This window comes from Streptomyces sp. NPDC001668, from assembly GCF_042893155.1.
GTDB lineage: Bacteria > Actinomycetota > Actinomycetes > Streptomycetales > Streptomycetaceae > Streptomyces.
In genome coordinates this window covers 41538-57094 of record NZ_JBIAUQ010000019.1, presented here as the reverse complement: position 1 = coordinate 57094, position 15557 = coordinate 41538, and the positions used below count along the sequence as shown (strand labels likewise).

The following is a 15557-nucleotide window of genomic DNA, read 5'->3' as shown; positions in this document are numbered from 1 at the left end:
TCGTACGACGGGCGGTGGTGGGCTGCCCGCGACACCATTCGAACGGTGCGCGACGCTCCTGGAACCCACTGGGGGTTCCGGCTGACCGTCCCGTTCTGACTGCACGGGACACAGCACTTCGAGGGATTCTACAGGGTGCTCAGGACCGCTTGCGACCGAGGTGCTTGCGGGTCCACTCCACGGCGTCCGCGTACCGGGCCTCGGCGCCGTGCCGGGTGGGTTCGTAGTACTCGCGGTCCTTGATGGCGTCCGGGGCGTACTGCTGCTCGGCGATCCCCTCGGGCAGGTCGTGCGGGTAGACGTACCCCTGCGCGTGCCCGAGCTTGGCGGCGCCCTTGTAGTGCCCGTCGCGCAGATGGGGCGGCACCGGTCCGGCGAGTCCCTTGCGCACGTCCTCCATGGCGGCGCCGATCGCCATGGTCGCGGCGTTGGACTTCGGGGCGAGAGCCAGGGCGATGGTGGCGTGGCTCAGGGTCAGCGCGGCCTCGGGGAAGCCGATCATCGCCACGGCCTGGGCGGCGGCGACGGCTATGGGCAGGGCGTTCGGGTCGGCGAGGCCGATGTCCTCGCTGGCGGAGATCATCAGGCGGCGGGCGATGAAGCGGGGGTCCTCGCCGGCCTCGATCATGCGGGCCAGGTAGTGCAGGGCCGCGTCCACGTCGGAGCCCCTGATGGACTTGATGAGGGCGCTGGCCACGTCGTAGTGCTGGTCGCCGTCGCGGTCGTACTTCACGGCCGCGCGGTCGACCGTCTCCTCCAGTGTGGTGAGGGAGATCTCCGGCTCGCCCTTGTCGAGGGCGGCACCGGCGGCAGCCTCCAGGGCGGTCAGGGCGCGGCGGGCGTCGCCGCCGGCGATCCGCAGGAGGTGGTCCTCGGTGTCCTCGGGGAGGGTGACGGCGTCCTTCAGGCCGCGCTCGTCGCTCAGCGCCCGCTTCAGGAGCCCTCTGACGTCGTCGTCGGTGAGGGGTTCGAGGGTCAGCAGCAGGGACCGGGACAGCAGCGGGGAGATGATCGAGAAGTACGGGTTCTCGGTGGTCGCCGCGATCAGGGTCACCCAGCGGTTCTCGACCGCGGGGAGCAGGGAGTCCTGCTGGGCCTTGCTGAAGCGGTGGATCTCGTCGAGGAAGAGGACGGTCTCCTTGCCGAAGCCGCCGGTGGCGCGGCGGGCACCGTCGATGACCGCGCGGACCTCCTTGACGCCGGCGGTGATCGCGGAGAGCTCCACGAAGCGCTTGTTGGTGGCCTTGGAGACGACGTACGCCAGGGTCGTCTTGCCGGTGCCGGGCGGGCCCCAGAGGATCACCGAGGAGGGTCCGGCGGGACCGCCGCTGCCCTCGCCGACCAGTCGGCGCAGTGGCGAGCCGGGCTTGAGCAGGTGCTGCTGGCCCACCACCTCGTCGAGGGTGCGCGGGCGCATCCGGACCGCCAGGGGACTGCCGGCCGGGTCCTTCTCCTGGCGCTCTTCCGCCGCGGCGGTGAACAGATCGGGCTCCACGTTCAAAACCCTATGTCACGCCACTGACAACGCCCGGGGCTCAGGCCCAGAGCTTGTCGCCCCAGCGGGTCAGGATCAGCATGACGATGACGCCGCAGTGGGTGACCGGCAGGACCCAGGTGAACTCGGAGAGGAAGCGCTTGAGCCAGCCCGGCGACGGCAGCAGGTCGTTGCGGACGTTGAACGAGGTGACGTACCAGAACATCGTGATCGTCGCGACCCAGGCCAGCGAGCACCAAAGGCACAGCGCGTTGATCCGGTACAGCGACTGGAACTGCAGCCAGGTGACGAAGACCACGCCGAAGAGCGTGCCGAAGTTGAAGGTGAGCCAGTACCAGCGCGGGAAGGTGGCGCGGGCCAGCAGGCTCATGCCGACGCAGATCACGATGCCGTAGGCGACCAGGCCCAGCATCGGGTTGGGGAACCCGAAGGCGGCGGCCTGCTTGCTCTCCATCACGCTGCCACAGGAGACGATCGGGTTCAGGGAGCAGCTCGGCGTGAACGTCTTGCCGCTGACCTTGCCCTCGAGGATCTTGAACTTGTCGATCGTGATGACCCACGCGGCGAGCAGTCCGGCGGCACCGGTGATCACCAGCAGCAGCGCGAAGGCACGGCTGCCGCCCAGCGTCCGGGGCGCGGCGCCGGCGCTCGCCGACGAGGGCTCGGGCTCCGTGGAGACGTCTTTCACTGTGGTCTTGCTCATCACGCCGATCCGTCTGCTTGAGAGTTGGACCTTCTTCGGGCAGGGGCCATTGTGCCGCACGCGGGGGCTTGTCCACCGTTCGGTGGACATAAGGAAGTACGCACGGTCGTCCCTGAGCGTTCGGTTCCGGCCGAGGCTCGAAGGCATGACCACACACGCGAACGAACTCGCGGTGGACGTTCGGGGGCTGCGCAAGCAGTACGGCGACGTGACCGCGGTCGACGGGATCGATCTCGGCATCCGCCGGGGCGAGGTCTTCGGCCTGCTCGGACCCAATGGCGCGGGCAAGAGCACCACGGTGGAGATCCTCCAGGGGAACCGGGACCGGGACGCGGGTGAGGTGTCCGTGCTCGGCTCGGACCCGGCTCACGGCACGCGCGCGTGGCGATCCCGTGTGGGAATCGTCTGGCAGGACGAATCCGCGCCCGCCGAGTTGACGGTCGCCGAGACCGTCCGGCATTTCGCCCGCTACTACCCGCGGCCCCGGGACCCCGATGAGGTCATCGGGCTGGTGGGTCTGGAGGCGAAGGCGGGCAGCCGGATCAAGGCCCTGTCGGGCGGTCAGCGCCGCCGTCTCGACGTGGCGCTCGGCGTGATCGGGGACCCGGAGCTGCTGCTCCTGGACGAGCCGACGACCGGGTTCGACCCGGCGGCCCGCCGCCAGTTCTGGGACCTGATCCGCAAGCTGTCCGTCGAGGGCACGACGATCCTGCTCACCACCCACTACCTGGAGGAGGCCGAGGCACTCGCCGACCGGCTGGCCGTCATCTCGCGGGGCCGGGTGGTCGCCGTGGACGAACCGGCCGCCCTGCGGGAGCGGTACGGCACCGCCGCCACCGTCGAGTGGACCGAACCGGACGGCACCCCGCGCGCGGAGCGCACCGACACCCCGACCGGGACGGTCGCCGCACTGATGCGCCGCTTCGACGGCGAGATCCCGGGGCTCCAGGTCAGCCGCCCCACGCTGGAGGACGTCTACCTCCGGCTCACCGGACAGGAGGACACCCGATGACCACGACCGCCGTACGCTCCCGCACAGATGACCGCGCGGTGAGGCTCCCCGGCGTCTGGGGGCTCGGGTTGCGCCGGGGCGCCCTGGAGATCAGGCAGTTCTTCCGTCAGCGCGACCAGGTGGTGTTCACCTTCGCCTTCCCGGTGGTCTTCCTGTTCCTGTTCGCGTCGATCTTCAGCGACGACGTGGAGGGGGCGGGCATCAAGGCCTCGCAGCTGTACGTCCCGGCGATGATGGCCGCCGGCATCATGTCGACGAGCTTCCAGTCGCTCGGCGTGTCGATCGCCGTCGAGCGGGACGAGAAGGTGCTGCGCCGGCTGCGCGGGACCCCGATGCCGCCGGCGGCGTACTTCCTCGGGAAGATATGGCTGGTTCTGGTCACCGGCGTGCTGGAGACGGCGATCCTGCTGATCGTCGGCACCACGTTGTACGACGTCGACCTGCCGTCGGACACCGGCCGGTGGTTCGCCTTCGCCTGGATCTTCGCGCTCGGGCTCACGGCGTGCACGCTGCTCGGCATCGCGATCAGTTCGGTGCCCAAGTCCGGCAAGAGCGCGAGCTCCGTGGTCGTCCTGCCCTTCCTGGTCCTGCAGTTCATCTCCGGCGTGTACATCGCGATCGGCACGATCCCCGACTGGATGCTGAACATCGGCGCGCTGTTCCCGCTGAAGTGGATGTGCCAGGGGCTGCGCGGGGTGTTCCTGCCGGACTCGGCTCAGGTCCTGGAGCAGGCGGGCGACTGGGAGTTCGGCCGTATCGCCCTGGTGCTGGGGGCGTGGTGCGTCGGAGGATTGCTGCTGTGTCTGCTGACCTTTCGGTGGAAGAACCGGCGCGACGGGTGAAGGACTCGGCAGGGGCGGCCGGCGCCTACAGCTGGGACCGCTCGTTCCGCCTGTGGGACACCTACTTCGCCCTCATCTGGCTGGCCACCCTGGCGTTCGTGCTCGGCGCGGACCGCCCGGGGTGGCCGGTCCGCGTCACCGCGGCGGCGCTGCTGGTGCCGCTGATCCCGCTGTTCGTGTGGATGGGACGCCCGCTGCTGAGGGGAGATCCGCCCCCGGAGCGCCAGGCCCTCGGTTATCTCGTGGTGATGATCGCCCTGTTCCTGCCCTCGGCGATCCTGGTCGGCGAGACCCGGCTGATGACCTTCGCGCTCATTCCTCAGTGCTTCATGACGCTGCGGATGCGGTGGGCGACCACCATGGTGGCCGTCATCAGCCTTGCGCCGGTGGTGGGCTGGGCGCTGCTGTGGTGGCCGAGCGACCAGGACGTCTTCTTCAACGGGCTGTTCGCCGTGGTCACCCTCATCTTCTCGGTGGCCCTGGGCAGTTGGATCATCCGGATCATCGAGCAGAGCCAGGACCGTGCGGCTCTGATCGCCGAGTTGGACGCGAGCCGGCACGAGGTGTCCCGGCTGTCGGCGGCGCACGGGGCGCAGGCCGAGCGGGAGCGGATGGCCCGGGAGATCCACGACACCCTCGCGCAGGGGTTCACCAGCGTGCTGATGCTGATCCAGGCCGTCGAGGCCGAGCTCGACCACGATGTGCCGCAGGCCCGCCGCCACCTGGCCCTGATGGACGAGACGGCCCGGCTGAACCTTGCCGAGGCACGGGCCCTGGTGGCCGACGGCACCCCCGCCGACCTGGACGGCTCCTCGCTGCCGGACGCGCTGGGCCGGCTGGCGGACCGCCACGCGGCGAGGCTCGAGGTGACCGGCGCCGTCCGCCCGCTGCCCGCGGGGCCCGAGGTCGTCGCCCTGCGCTCGTGCCAGGAGGCGCTCACGAACTGCCGTAAGCACGCGGGCGGTTCGGCGGTGGTGGGGATCGGACTCACCTACGCCGACGCGAGCCTCACGCTGTCCGTACGGGACGACGGTCACGGCTTCGACCCGGCGGCCGTCCACGACGGCTACGGCTTGGCGGGGCTGCGTGCCCGCGCCGCCGAGGTCGGCGGGACGGTCCGGGTGGACAGCGCGCCCGGCGGCGGCACCACGGTCACCGTCCGCCTGCCCGTACCGCCCCGGAGGAGCAGTTCATGATCCGGATCATCCTGGCCGACGACCACCCCGTCGTACGGGAGGGCCTGCGGGCCATGCTGACCGCGGAACCGGACCTGGAGGTGATCGCGGACGCGTCCAGCGGGCCGCAGGCGGAGGCGCTGGCGGCCGAACTGCGGCCCGACATCGTGCTGATGGACCTGCGGATGCCGGGCGGCTCGGGCGTGGAGTCGATCGAACGGATGACCCGGGCGGGGCTTGCCTGCCGGGTGATCGTCCTGACGACGTACGAGACGGACCGGGACATCCTGCGGGCCGTGGAGGCGGGCGCGGCGGGCTATCTCCTCAAGGACCTGCCCCGGGCCGAACTGGCCGAGTCCGTACGGGCCGCCGCACGCGGCGAGACGGTCCTGGCCCCGACGGTCGCGGCCCGGCTGGTCGACCAGCTGCGCACCAGACCGGAACGGCCGCGGCTCTCCGAGCGTGAGACGGCGGTCCTGCGGCTGGTCGCGGAGGGCTGCACGAACGCGGAGATCGGCCGCAGGCTGTACATCGGCGAGTCCACGGTGAAGACCCATCTCCTGCGGGCCTTCGGCAAGCTGGGAGTCGACGACCGGACGGCCGCGGTGACGAGTGCGATGCGGTACGGACTCCTCGACCAGTGAGGCGGGTCCCGTCAGGTGCCGTCGACGCGGTCGAGCAACTCCCGGGCCTCGGCGGTGCGGTAGTGCCCGGGGCCGAAGGTGGCCACGCACGCGTCGTGGGCGGCCGCGGCCCGGCTGCGGGCCTCGGCGGCGCGGCCCAGTCCCAGGAGGGCACCGGCCAGGGCCAGTTCGACGGCACCGGTCTCCGTGCGGCGCGCCTGTGCGGGCAGGCGCCGGTTCAGTTCGTCGGCCCGCCGCGCCTCGGTGAACGCCTCCTCGTGACGGCCCTGTCCGTTGAGGCTGCGCGCCAGACCGAGCCGCAGTGTCAGGGCGAACCGGTCGGCGGTGCGATGGGCGGCGAGCGCCTCGCGGGCGAGGCGTTCGGCCTCCGGGTGGCGGCCCTGCGCGTTGAGGGCATAGATCTGCCCGTTGCGGGCGGCCGCCGTCATGCGCTGCCGCTCCGGTCCTCTGACCCGGACCGCGGCCCGGGCGACGGCCGCGCACTCCGTCTCGCACTCGGCGTGCCGGCCGAGCACGGTCAGCGTCTGGGCCCGGTTGCAGCGCAGCATCAGCGTCTGCGGGTGCTCGGCGCCGAACTGCCTGCCGAAGAGCGGCAGCAGTGTGTCGTACTCGGCGAGGGCCTCCGCATGGCGGCCCTGGGCGCCCGCCGCCAGTGCGGCGAGGGACAGGGCCGGCGGTGCGTCCTCGGGGTGGCCCGCGGCCACGGCACGGGCCACCGCCTCCGCCTCGGCGTACCGCCCGGCCTGCACGAGGGCGACGACGGGGGCCAAGGTCGGTCTCGGTGTGCTCACGTCGTCTCGGCTCCGCGCCCGGAAGATTCTCATGCGCGGAGCCTACGAACCTGCCCCCCCCGGTCTCGCTAACCGAGCCTGGACTCCAGCTCGGCCACGATCTCGTTGACCCCGATCGCCGACTGCTCCCCGGACTCCATGTCCTTGAGCTGTACGACGCCTTCGGCGAGGTCGCGTTCACCGGCGACGATCGTGTAGCGGGCGCCGCTGCGGTTGGCGCTCTTCATGGCGCCCTTGAGGCCCTTGGCGCCGTAGGAGAAGTCCGCCGCGATGCCCACCTTGCGGAGCTCGGTGACCTTGGCGAACAGGATCCGGCGGGCCTCCTCCCCCAGCGGGACCGCGAACACACTGGTCGTGGAAGGGAGTTCGAGCTCGACGCCCTCCGCCTCCAGGGCCAGGACCGTGCGGTCGACGCCGAGCGCCCAGCCCACGGACGGCAGCGCGGGGCCGCCGATCATCTCCGAGAGACCGTCGTAGCGGCCGCCGCCGCCCACCGCGGACTGGGAGCCCAGGCCGTCGTGGACGAACTCGAAGGTCGTACGCGTGTAGTAGTCGAGGCCGCGCACCAGCTTCGGGTCGTCCTCGAAGGCCACGCCCGCCGCGGTGATCAGCTCACGGACCTCCTCGTGGTACGCCTTGCAGGCGTCGCAGAGGTAGTCGCGCAGCAGCGGGGCGTCCCCGAGCTGCTTCTGGACGTCCGGGCGCTTGTCGTCGAGGACGCGCAGCGGGTTGATCTCCGCGCGGCGCAGGGTCTCCTCGTCGAGGTCGAGGCCCCGCAGGAAGGTCTGCAGCGCCTCCCGGTACACCGGCCGGCACTCCTTGTCGCCCAGGCTGTTGAGCAGGATGCGGAAGTTCCTCAGGCCCAGCGAGCGGTACGCCTGGTCGGCCAGGATGATCAGCTCGGCGTCGAGCGCCGGGTCCTCCGCGCCGATCGCCTCGGCGCCGACCTGCGAGAAGTGCCGGTACCGGCCCTTCTGGGGGCGCTCGTAGCGGTAGTACGAGCCGGAGTACCAGAGCTTGACCGGCAGGTTGCCCGCCTTGTGCAGGTTCGCCTCCAGCGCAGCGCGCAGCACGGAGGCGGTGCCCTCGGGGCGCAGGGCGAGCTTGTCGCCGCCCTTGGTCTCGAAGGCGTACATCTCCTTGGTGACGATGTCGGTGGACTCACCGACGCCGCGCGCGAACAGCTCGACGCTCTCGAAGCCGGGCGTCTCGATGTAGCCGTAGCCGGAGGTGCGCAGCGGTGCGGCGATCGCCTCGCGGACGGCCAGGTACCTGGCGCTGTCCGGCGGGATCAGGTCGTACGTGCCCTTGGGGGCCTGAAAGGTGCTCACGAAGTCTCTCGTCACATTCCTCGTCGGGGAGCCTCTGAAGCTCCCTGGCCGGCGGCCACTTCCCGCAGGTACGGGTTGGTGGCGCGCTCCTGGCCGATGGTCGTCTGGGGGCCGTGGCCGGACAGCACCACGGTCGAGTCGTCGAGCGGCAGGCACACGCGCGCCAGCGAGTCGAGCATCTCGGCCATGTCACCGCCGGGCAGGTCGGTGCGTCCGATGGAGCCGGCGAAGAGCAGATCCCCGGAGAAGAACACGGAAGGGATCTCCGCGGTCTCGGGCATCTGGAAGGTCACCGACCCCTTGGTATGGCCGGGCGCGTGCGCGACGGTCAGTTCCAGGCCCGCCAGCTCCAGCTTCACGCCGTCGGTCAGCACCCGGACGTCGTCCGGCTCGCCCACGGTGATCTCGCCCATCAGCGGCATGCCGATCGACCGGCCGAGACCCATCGACGGGTCGTTCATCATGTACCGGTCCTCGGGGTGGATCCAGGCCGGCACGTCGTGCGCGCCGCACACCGGGACGACCGAGGCCACATGATCGATGTGGCCGTGGGTGAGGACGACGGCGACGGGCTTGAGCCGATGCTTCTTCAGCGCCTCTTCGACTCCCTCGGCGGCCTGGTGGCCCGGGTCGATGATCACGCACTCCTCACCGGCGGCGGGGGCGACGAGATAACAGTTCGTCCCCCAGGCCCCGGCGGGGAACCCGGCAATGAGCACGATCGTCCTCGGTTTGTGTGGGTACGGGCGGTCTTCCGGGCGGCTGCCCCAGTGGTCAGAGCCTACCGGCGCTGCCGATTCCTCAGCGAACCCATATACGGTACGGGGCACACGCAGGCGGTCGGCTCATAGGACGCACGCGTACCGGTCGGCGTACGAGACGCATGAGGAGAGAACCCCGTGGTCACCCAGGAACAGCGGAAGCGGCAGCTCGCGCGGGAGAAGTTCTTGCGGCAGCAGCAGCGGCGCACGGAGGCGCGACGCAAGGCCCGTCTGCGCAACTCCGTGATCGGGTCGGTGCTCGGCGTGGTCCTGGTGGGCAGCCTGGCGCTCTACACGTCCGGGGTCATGAAGGACGACGACAAGGCCAACGCGAGCGCGGAGGCCACCCCGAGCGCCGGGGCGACCAGCAAGGCGCCGGACCCGTGCGAGAAGCCCGCGCCCGGCAAGGTCGAGAAGGAGACCTGGAAGAAGGAGCCGGCGCTGTCCATCGACAAGTCGGCGAAGTACACCCTTGACCTGGCGACGACCTGCGGCAAGATCGACATCGCGCTGAAGGCGTCGGCGGCCCCGCACACCGTGAACTCGTTCGACTTCCTCGCGAACAAGGGCTTCTTCGACCACACCAAGTGCCACCGGCTCACGACCAACGGCATCTACGTCCTGCAGTGCGGCGACCCGACGGGCACCGGCAGCGGCGGGCCGGGCTACACCATCCCGGACGAGAACCTGAAGGACAAGAGCCTCAAGTCCAACACCTACCCGGCGGGCACCGTCGCGATGGCGAACACCGGGCAGGCGCACACTGGAGGCAGCCAGTTCTTCCTGGTCTACCAGGACAGCCAGCTGCCCCCGAGCTACACCCCGTTCGGGACCATCTCGGAATCCGGTATGAAGGTGCTGAAGAAGATCGCCGCGGCCGGTGAGAGCACCGGAGCGGGCGACGGCGCGCCGAACGCGACCGTCGTGATCAACAAGGCGACCGTCACCAAATCCTGACCGCCAACTGCGTAATTTCGGTCGCGCGGGATGCGGACAGGCCACCCGCCGGTCGCCTATGTTGGCCGTGACGAAACTGTGGACGATGCCCGGGGGCGAGGAAGCCTCCCGCAGGCATCATGTGGAGGAGGCGCTGTGAGCAGCGACCCGTGGGGCCGCGTCGACGAGACGGGGACCGTGTACGTGCGTACGGCCGACGGCGAGCAGGTCGTCGGTTCCTGGCAGGCCGGCTCCCCCGACGAAGCCCTGGCCTACTTCGAGCGCAAGTACGAGGGCCTGGTTGTCGAGATCGGCCTCCTCGAGAAGCGGGTGAAGACCACCGACCTGTCGGCGAAGGACGCCACTGCGGCCATCGACCACATCCGCGAGCAGGTCGACGCGCATCACGCGGTCGGCGACCTGGACGCGCTCAAGGTGCGGCTGGACAAGCTCGTGGAGACCGTCGACAAGCGCCGCGAGGAGCGCAAGCAGCAGCGCGCGAAGCAGTCCGACGAGGCCCGGCACGCCAAGGAGGCGCTGGTCGTCGAGGCGGAGGAGCTGGCCCAGTCCGACCAGTGGCGGGCCGCCGGTGAGCGGCTGCGCGCGCTGGTGGACACCTGGAAGGGTCTGCCGCGCCTGGACCGCAAGTCGGACGACGAGCTGTGGCACCGCTTCTCGCACGCCCGCTCGGCGTTCTCCAAGCGGCGCAAGGCCCACTTCGCGTCGCTGGACGCGCAGCGCGAGGAGGCCCGCAGGACCAAGGAGCGGCTGGTCGGCGAGGCCGAGGCGCTGTCCGGGTCGACGGACTGGGGTCCCACGGCCGCGCGCTACCGCGAGCTGATGGCCGAGTGGAAGGCTGCGGGCCGCGCCCAGCGCGAGCACGAGGACGACCTGTGGAACCGCTTCCGCGGCGCCCAGGACGTGTTCTTCGCCGCCCGCAGCTCGGTCTTCGCCGAGCGGGACGCCGAGCAGACGGAGAACCTCAAGCTGAAGGAGGAGCTGGCCGAGGAGGCCGAGAAGCTCCTGCCGATCGGCGACCTGAAGAGCGCCCGCGCCGCCTTCCGGGCGATCAACGAGCGCTGGGAGGCCATCGGCCACGTCCCGCGGGACGCCCGGCCGAAGGTCGAGGGCCGGATGCACGCCGTCGAGCGGGCCCTGCAGGAGGCCGAGGAGACCGAGTGGCGCCGGACGAACCCGGAGGCACGCGCGCGTGCCGCGGGTCTGACCGGCCAGCTCCAGGCCGCCGTCGACAAGCTCAGGGGCCAGATCGACCAGGCGCGCGCTCAGGGCAACAACGCCAGGGCCGACAAGCTGGAGCGCGAGCTGGAGGGCCGCCAGGCGCTCCTGGACCAGGCGCTCAAGGGCCTGCAGGAGTTCGGCGGCTAGAAGGCCGTACATGCGAAAGGGCCCCGGGAAACCGGGGCCCTTTCGCATGTCGTCCGTGTGTCTTCTACGACCGGCTGCGCGCCGAGGTCACGCGGTACACGTCGTACACGCCCTCGACTCCCCTGACCGCCTTCAGGACGTGACCGAGGTGCTTCGGGTCGCCCATCTCGAAGGTGAAGCGGGAGGTGGCGACGCGGTCGCGGGAGGTCTGGACGGCCGCGGAGAGGATGTTGACGTGCTGGTCGGACAGGACGCGGGTGACGTCGGAGAGGAGCCGGGAGCGGTCCAGGGCCTCGACCTGGATGGCGACCAGGAAGACCGAGGACTGGGTGGGCGCCCACTCGACTTCCAGGATCCGCTCGGGCTCGCGGGACAGTGACTCCACGTTCACGCAGTCACTGCGGTGAACCGATACGCCACTACCCCGGGTGACGAAACCGATGATCGGGTCGCCCGGGACGGGGGTGCAGCAGCGGGCCAGCTTGACCCACACGTCGTCGACGCCCTTGACGACGACGCCCGGGTCGGCGTTGGAGCGCCGCTTGCGGCCACGGCCGCGGCTCGGCGGGACCGACTCGTCGATCTCCTCGGTGGCCGCCTCCTCGCCACCGAGCGCGGAGACGAGTTTCTGCACGATGTTCTGCGCGGAGACATGTCCCTCGCCGATCGCCGCGTACAGGGCGGAGATGTCGGAGTACCGCATTTCGTGCGCCAGCGTGACGAGGGAGTCGCCGGTGAGGATGCGCTGGATCGGCAGGTTCTGCTTGCGCATCGCGCGGACGATGGCGTCCTTGCCCTGCTCGATCGCCTCGTCGCGGCGCTCCTTGGAGAACCAGGCGCGGATCTTGTTGCGGGCCCGCGGCGACTTCACGAAGTTCAGCCAGTCCCGGGACGGGCCGGCCCCGGGCGCCTTGGACGTGAAGACCTCGACGAGGTCGCCGTTGTCGAGGGTCGACTCCAGGGGTACGAGACGGCCGTTGACGCGGGCTCCTATGGTGCGGTGGCCCACCTCGGTGTGCACCGCGTAGGAGAAGTCCACCGGGGTGGCGCCGGCCGGCAGCGCTATGACGTCGCCCTTGGGGGTGAAGACGAAGACCTCGTTGCGGGAGAGGTCGAAGCGCAGGGACTCCAGGAACTCGCCGGGGTCCTCGGTCTCCTTCTGCCAGTCCAGGAGCTGGCGCAGCCACGCCATGTCGTTGAGGTGGTCGTCCTTGCCGGTGGTCCTCGGCTGGTCCGAGCGGACCTTGGAGGTGCCGGCGACGGCCTCCTGCTTGTACTTCCAGTGCGCGGCGATGCCGTACTCGGCGCGGCGGTGCATGTCGAACGTGCGGATCTGGAGCTCGACCGGCTTGCCGTTCGGCCCGATGACCGTGGTGTGCAGCGACTGGTACATGTTGAACTTGGGCATCGCGATGTAGTCCTTGAACCGGCCGGGGACCGGGTTCCATCGCGCGTGCACGGTGCCGAGGGCGGCGTAGCAGTCGCGGACGGTGTCGACCAGGACTCGGATGCCGACCAGGTCGTAGATCTCCGCGAAGTCGCGGCCGCGGACGATCATCTTCTGGTAGACGCTGTAGTAGTGCTTCGGGCGGCCGGTGACGGTGGCCTTGATCCGGGCCGCGCGCAGGTCGGACTGCACCTCGTCGGTCACTATGGCCAGGTACTCGTCACGCTTGGGCGCCCGCTCGGCCACCAGCCGTACGATCTCGTCGTACATCTTGGGGTAGAGGATCGCGAAGGCGAGGTCCTCCAGCTCCCACTTGATGGTGTTCATGCCGAGGCGGTGGGCGAGCGGCGCGTAGATCTCCAGCGTCTCGCGCGCCTTCTTCTCCTGCTTCTCGCGCTTGAGGTAGCGCATGGTGCGCATGTTGTGCAGGCGGTCGGCGAGCTTGATGACAAGGACGCGGGGGTCCTTGGCCATCGCCACGACCATCTTGCGCACGGTCTCGGCCTGCGCGGCCTCGCCGAACTTGACCTTGTCCAGCTTGGTGACGCCGTCGACGAGCAGGGCGACCGAGTCGCCGAAGTCGCGGCGGAGCTGGTCGAGGCCGTACTCGGTGTCCTCGACGGTGTCGTGCAGCAGGCCCGCCATCAGGGTCGCCGGGTCCATGCCGAGCTCGGCGAGGATCGTGGTCACGGCGAGGGGGTGGGTGATGTACGGGTCGCCGCTCTTGCGCTTCTGGCCGCGGTGCCAGCGTTCGGCGACCTGGTAGGCCTTCTCGATCTGCCGCAGCGTCGCGGTCTCGATCTTCGGGTCGTTGCTGCGCACTATCCGCAGCAGGGGCTCCAGGACCGGGTTGTACGGGTTGGAGCGCTGCACGCCGAGGCGGGCCAGGCGGGCGCGGACGCGGTTGGAGGAGCCGGTGCGGGCGGGCTGGCCCGTGTTCGAGCGGGCCGCGGGGGCCGGCTGCGCGGGGTTCTCGGCCGGGGCCGGCTTGGGCCGGGTCGACTCGGCGGGCTTGTCGACGGGCGCGGACTGGGCGTGCTCGACCGGCCCGCGGGCGTCGTTCGTCACGCTCTTCGCGTCCGGCGCGGGCTTCGCCGCGGGTGCCGAGGCGGGCTCGGGCTTGGCGGCGGTCAGTGGCTGGGCCTCGTCTGGCAAGAGGACTCCTCGTGCGCGATCCGGGTCCCCAGGTCAGGCTCCGGAGAACCCATGGTAGCGATCCTGCGCCCCGGGATCGCCTCCAGTCCGATGTGAGGGACGTCTACCTCTGGAGCACAAGGGGTGCCCCTCGGCATTCCGGCGGGGGGAGCGCCCTGCCCGCTCATGGGAAACGGCCGTCCCGGTGTTCCGGAACGGCCGTTTCAAGGGCGATGGCGTCGGCGGTCAGACCACCAGCAGCGCTTCCAGCGGAGCCCCCGCCAGCGCCGGCTCCAGGCGGGTCCGGCCGTTCAGGAAGCCCAGTTCCATCAGGACCGCGAGGCCCGCGACCTCCGCGCCCGCGCGGCGGATCAGCTCGATGGACGCCTCGGCCGTGCCTCCCGTGGCCAGGACGTCGTCGACGATCAGGACGCGGTCACCGGCGGACAGGTCCTCCGCGTGCACCTCGATCTCCGCCGAGCCGTACTCCAGGTCGTACGCCTGACTGAGGGTCGCCCCGGGGAGCTTGCCCGCCTTGCGTACGGGGATGAAGCCGAGGCCGGCGCGGACGGCGACCGGGGCGCCGAGGATGAAGCCCCGGGCCTCCAGACCGACGACCTTGGTGGCCCCGGTGTCCGCGGCGACCGCGGCCAGCGCGTCGGTGAGCGCCGTGAACGCCGCCGGGTCCGCCAGGAGCGGGGTGATGTCCTTGAACATCACACCCGGCTCCGGGTAGTCGGCCACATCGCGGATACGGCTGAGCAGCAGCTCCTTGACGTCGGTCATCGGCGCTTCCCCGAGGGACGGCCACGGCCGCGGCCGCGGGACGCGGGCTGGGTGCGCGGACCGACGACCGCGTGGGCGGTGTCGTCCTCCGGCTCACCGTCGTCCAGGTACTCGCCCCGGCTCTCGGCGACTTCGTCCTCGGCGGAGGCCTGCGCGCGCTTGGCCAGGACCCGCTTCTTGAGGGCCTTCATCGCCGGCTCGCGCTCCTTGAGGTCGGCGACGAGCGGGGTGGCGATGAAGATCGAGGAGTACGCACCGGCGGCGAGACCGACGAACAGCGACAGGGAGATGTCGTTGAGCGTGCCCGCGCCGAGGAAGCCGCCACCGATGAACAGCAGGCCCGCCACCGGAAGCAGCGCGACCACCGTGGTGTTGATCGAGCGGACCAGCGTGCCGTTGATCGAGCGGTTGGCGATGTCGCTGTAGGTCCAGCGGTTCTGCTTGGTGATGTCCTTCGTCTGCTCCTTGAGGGAGTCGAAGACGACCACCGTGTCGTAGAGCGAGTAACCGAGGATGGTCAGCAGACCGATCACCGTGCCCGGCGTGACCTCGAAGCCGACGAGGGCGTAGATGCCGACGGTGATGGTGATGTCGTGGATCAGGGCGACGAGCGCCGCGATGGCCATGCGCCACTCGAAGGCGATCGCCAGATAGATCACGACGAGGACCATGAAGATCGCCAGACCCTGCCAGGCCTTGTTGGCGATCTGGTCGCCCCAGCTGGGTCCGACCAGGTCGGCGGCGATGGTCTCCGGGTCGACCTTGAAGTCCTTGGCCAGGTCGTTCTTGATCTGGTCGGACTGCTCGGTGTCCATGCCGGCGATCTGGATGCGCAGCGTGCCGTTGCCGAGCTTCTGGACGACGGCGTCGTGGCCGGAGGCCTCCTTCGCGTAGTCCTCGGCCTGGGAGACCGAGACGCTGGTCTTCTCGGTGGTGAAGACCGCGCCGCCCTGGAAGTCGATGCCCATGTTGAGGCCGCGTACCGCGAGGCCGAGGATCGCCGTGATGGTGATCAGGATCGAGATGCCGTACCAGAGCTTGCGGTGACCGATGAAGTCGTAGCTGATCTCGCCACGGTGCAGTCGGGCGCCGAGGTTGCCGAGTTTCGACATGC

General features: G+C 70.4%; 14 protein-coding genes. 6 read left to right on the top strand and 8 right to left on the bottom strand.

The annotated features are described in order from the left end of the window. Window positions 1-139 precede the first annotated feature (139 nt). Complete coding sequence (locus ACFYZ8_RS39100) at window positions 140-1495, bottom strand: replication-associated recombination protein A (protein WP_359039959.1); 1356 nt, start codon at window positions 1493-1495, stop codon at window positions 140-142. Window positions 1496-1535: 40 nt separating this feature from the next. Further along, window positions 1536-2198 carry a vitamin K epoxide reductase family protein gene (locus ACFYZ8_RS39095; protein ID WP_388540423.1) on the bottom strand — a complete coding sequence of 221 codons (663 nt, stop codon included), beginning with the start codon at window positions 2196-2198 and terminating at the stop codon, window positions 1536-1538. 145 nt (window positions 2199-2343) lie between these two features. Between ACFYZ8_RS39095 and ACFYZ8_RS39090 the strand changes: the two genes are divergently transcribed. The 4 genes from ACFYZ8_RS39090 to ACFYZ8_RS39075 are packed head-to-tail and all read left to right on the top strand — an operon-like array spanning window position 2344 to window position 5871. Next, window positions 2344-3210, top strand: a complete 867-nt coding sequence (locus ACFYZ8_RS39090; RefSeq protein ID WP_388540425.1) for an ABC transporter ATP-binding protein — start codon at window positions 2344-2346, stop codon at window positions 3208-3210. Next, complete coding sequence (locus ACFYZ8_RS39085; protein WP_388540427.1) at window positions 3207-4052, top strand: ABC transporter permease; 846 nt, start codon at window positions 3207-3209, stop codon at window positions 4050-4052. The genes ACFYZ8_RS39090 and ACFYZ8_RS39085 overlap by 4 nt, the downstream gene beginning before the upstream one ends. Then, on the top strand, window positions 4010-5248 hold the full coding sequence (locus ACFYZ8_RS39080; protein WP_359039951.1) for a sensor histidine kinase: 1239 nt from the start codon (window positions 4010-4012) through the stop codon (window positions 5246-5248). The genes ACFYZ8_RS39085 and ACFYZ8_RS39080 overlap by 43 nt, the downstream gene beginning before the upstream one ends. Next, window positions 5245-5871: a response regulator transcription factor gene (locus ACFYZ8_RS39075; RefSeq protein WP_359039949.1), complete on the top strand. Its 627-nt coding sequence runs from the start codon at window positions 5245-5247 to the stop codon at window positions 5869-5871. Before ACFYZ8_RS39080 ends, ACFYZ8_RS39075 begins: the two co-directional genes overlap by 4 nt. Before the next feature lie 11 nt (window positions 5872-5882). On the opposite strand, the gene ACFYZ8_RS39070 is transcribed toward ACFYZ8_RS39075, so the two are convergent. The 3 genes from ACFYZ8_RS39070 to ACFYZ8_RS39060 form a co-directional block, all read right to left on the bottom strand. After that, entirely contained in the window at window positions 5883-6662 is a 780-nt protein-coding gene (locus ACFYZ8_RS39070) for a tetratricopeptide repeat protein (protein WP_388540430.1), read from the bottom strand. Window positions 6663-6730: 68 nt separating this feature from the next. After that, window positions 6731-7993 (bottom strand): histidine--tRNA ligase, encoded by a 1263-nt coding sequence (gene hisS, locus ACFYZ8_RS39065; RefSeq protein WP_388540433.1) that lies wholly within the window; start codon window positions 7991-7993, stop codon window positions 6731-6733. Window positions 7994-8004: 11 nt separating this feature from the next. Then, window positions 8005-8712 (bottom strand): MBL fold metallo-hydrolase, encoded by a 708-nt coding sequence (locus ACFYZ8_RS39060; protein ID WP_388540435.1) that lies wholly within the window; start codon window positions 8710-8712, stop codon window positions 8005-8007. Window positions 8713-8892: 180 nt separating this feature from the next. Between ACFYZ8_RS39060 and ACFYZ8_RS39055 the strand changes: the two genes are divergently transcribed. Then, the gene (locus ACFYZ8_RS39055) at window positions 8893-9711 is read left to right on the top strand and encodes a peptidylprolyl isomerase (protein WP_359039942.1); all 819 of its coding nucleotides are present in this window, start codon (window positions 8893-8895) and stop codon (window positions 9709-9711) included. 135 nt (window positions 9712-9846) lie between these two features. After that, window positions 9847-11076, top strand: coding sequence for a DUF349 domain-containing protein (locus ACFYZ8_RS39050; protein WP_359039940.1), 1230 nt, complete (start codon window positions 9847-9849; stop codon window positions 11074-11076). A gap of 64 nt (window positions 11077-11140) precedes the next feature. On the opposite strand, the gene ACFYZ8_RS39045 is transcribed toward ACFYZ8_RS39050, so the two are convergent. From ACFYZ8_RS39045 to secF, 3 genes are all read right to left on the bottom strand, one after another. Next, entirely contained in the window at window positions 11141-13678 is a 2538-nt protein-coding gene (locus ACFYZ8_RS39045; protein ID WP_359039938.1) for a bifunctional (p)ppGpp synthetase/guanosine-3',5'-bis(diphosphate) 3'-pyrophosphohydrolase, read from the bottom strand. 225 nt (window positions 13679-13903) lie between these two features. Further along, window positions 13904-14443, bottom strand: coding sequence for an adenine phosphoribosyltransferase (locus ACFYZ8_RS39040; protein ID WP_359039936.1), 540 nt, complete (start codon window positions 14441-14443; stop codon window positions 13904-13906). Beyond that, complete coding sequence (secF, locus tag ACFYZ8_RS39035; RefSeq protein ID WP_388540439.1) at window positions 14440-15555, bottom strand: protein translocase subunit SecF; 1116 nt, start codon at window positions 15553-15555, stop codon at window positions 14440-14442. Before secF ends, ACFYZ8_RS39040 begins: the two co-directional genes overlap by 4 nt. Window positions 15556-15557: the final 2 nt, after the last annotated feature.

Bases quoted from the DNA above. Each gene is read 5' to 3' on its own strand.
- ACFYZ8_RS39095 (WP_388540423.1), bottom strand. From the start codon at position 2,198: ATGAGCAAGACCACAGTGAAAGACGTCTCCACGGAGCCCGAGCCCTCG.
- ACFYZ8_RS39090 (WP_388540425.1), top strand. From the start codon at position 2,344: ATGACCACACACGCGAACGAACTCGCGGTGGACGTTCGGGGGCTGCGC.
- ACFYZ8_RS39085 (WP_388540427.1), top strand. From the start codon at position 3,207: ATGACCACGACCGCCGTACGCTCCCGCACAGATGACCGCGCGGTGAGG.
- ACFYZ8_RS39075 (WP_359039949.1), top strand. From the start codon at position 5,245: ATGATCCGGATCATCCTGGCCGACGACCACCCCGTCGTACGGGAGGGC.
- ACFYZ8_RS39040 (WP_359039936.1), bottom strand. From the start codon at position 14,443: ATGACCGACGTCAAGGAGCTGCTGCTCAGCCGTATCCGCGATGTGGCC.
- secF (WP_388540439.1), bottom strand. From the start codon at position 15,555: ATGTCGAAACTCGGCAACCTCGGCGCCCGACTGCACCGTGGCGAGATC.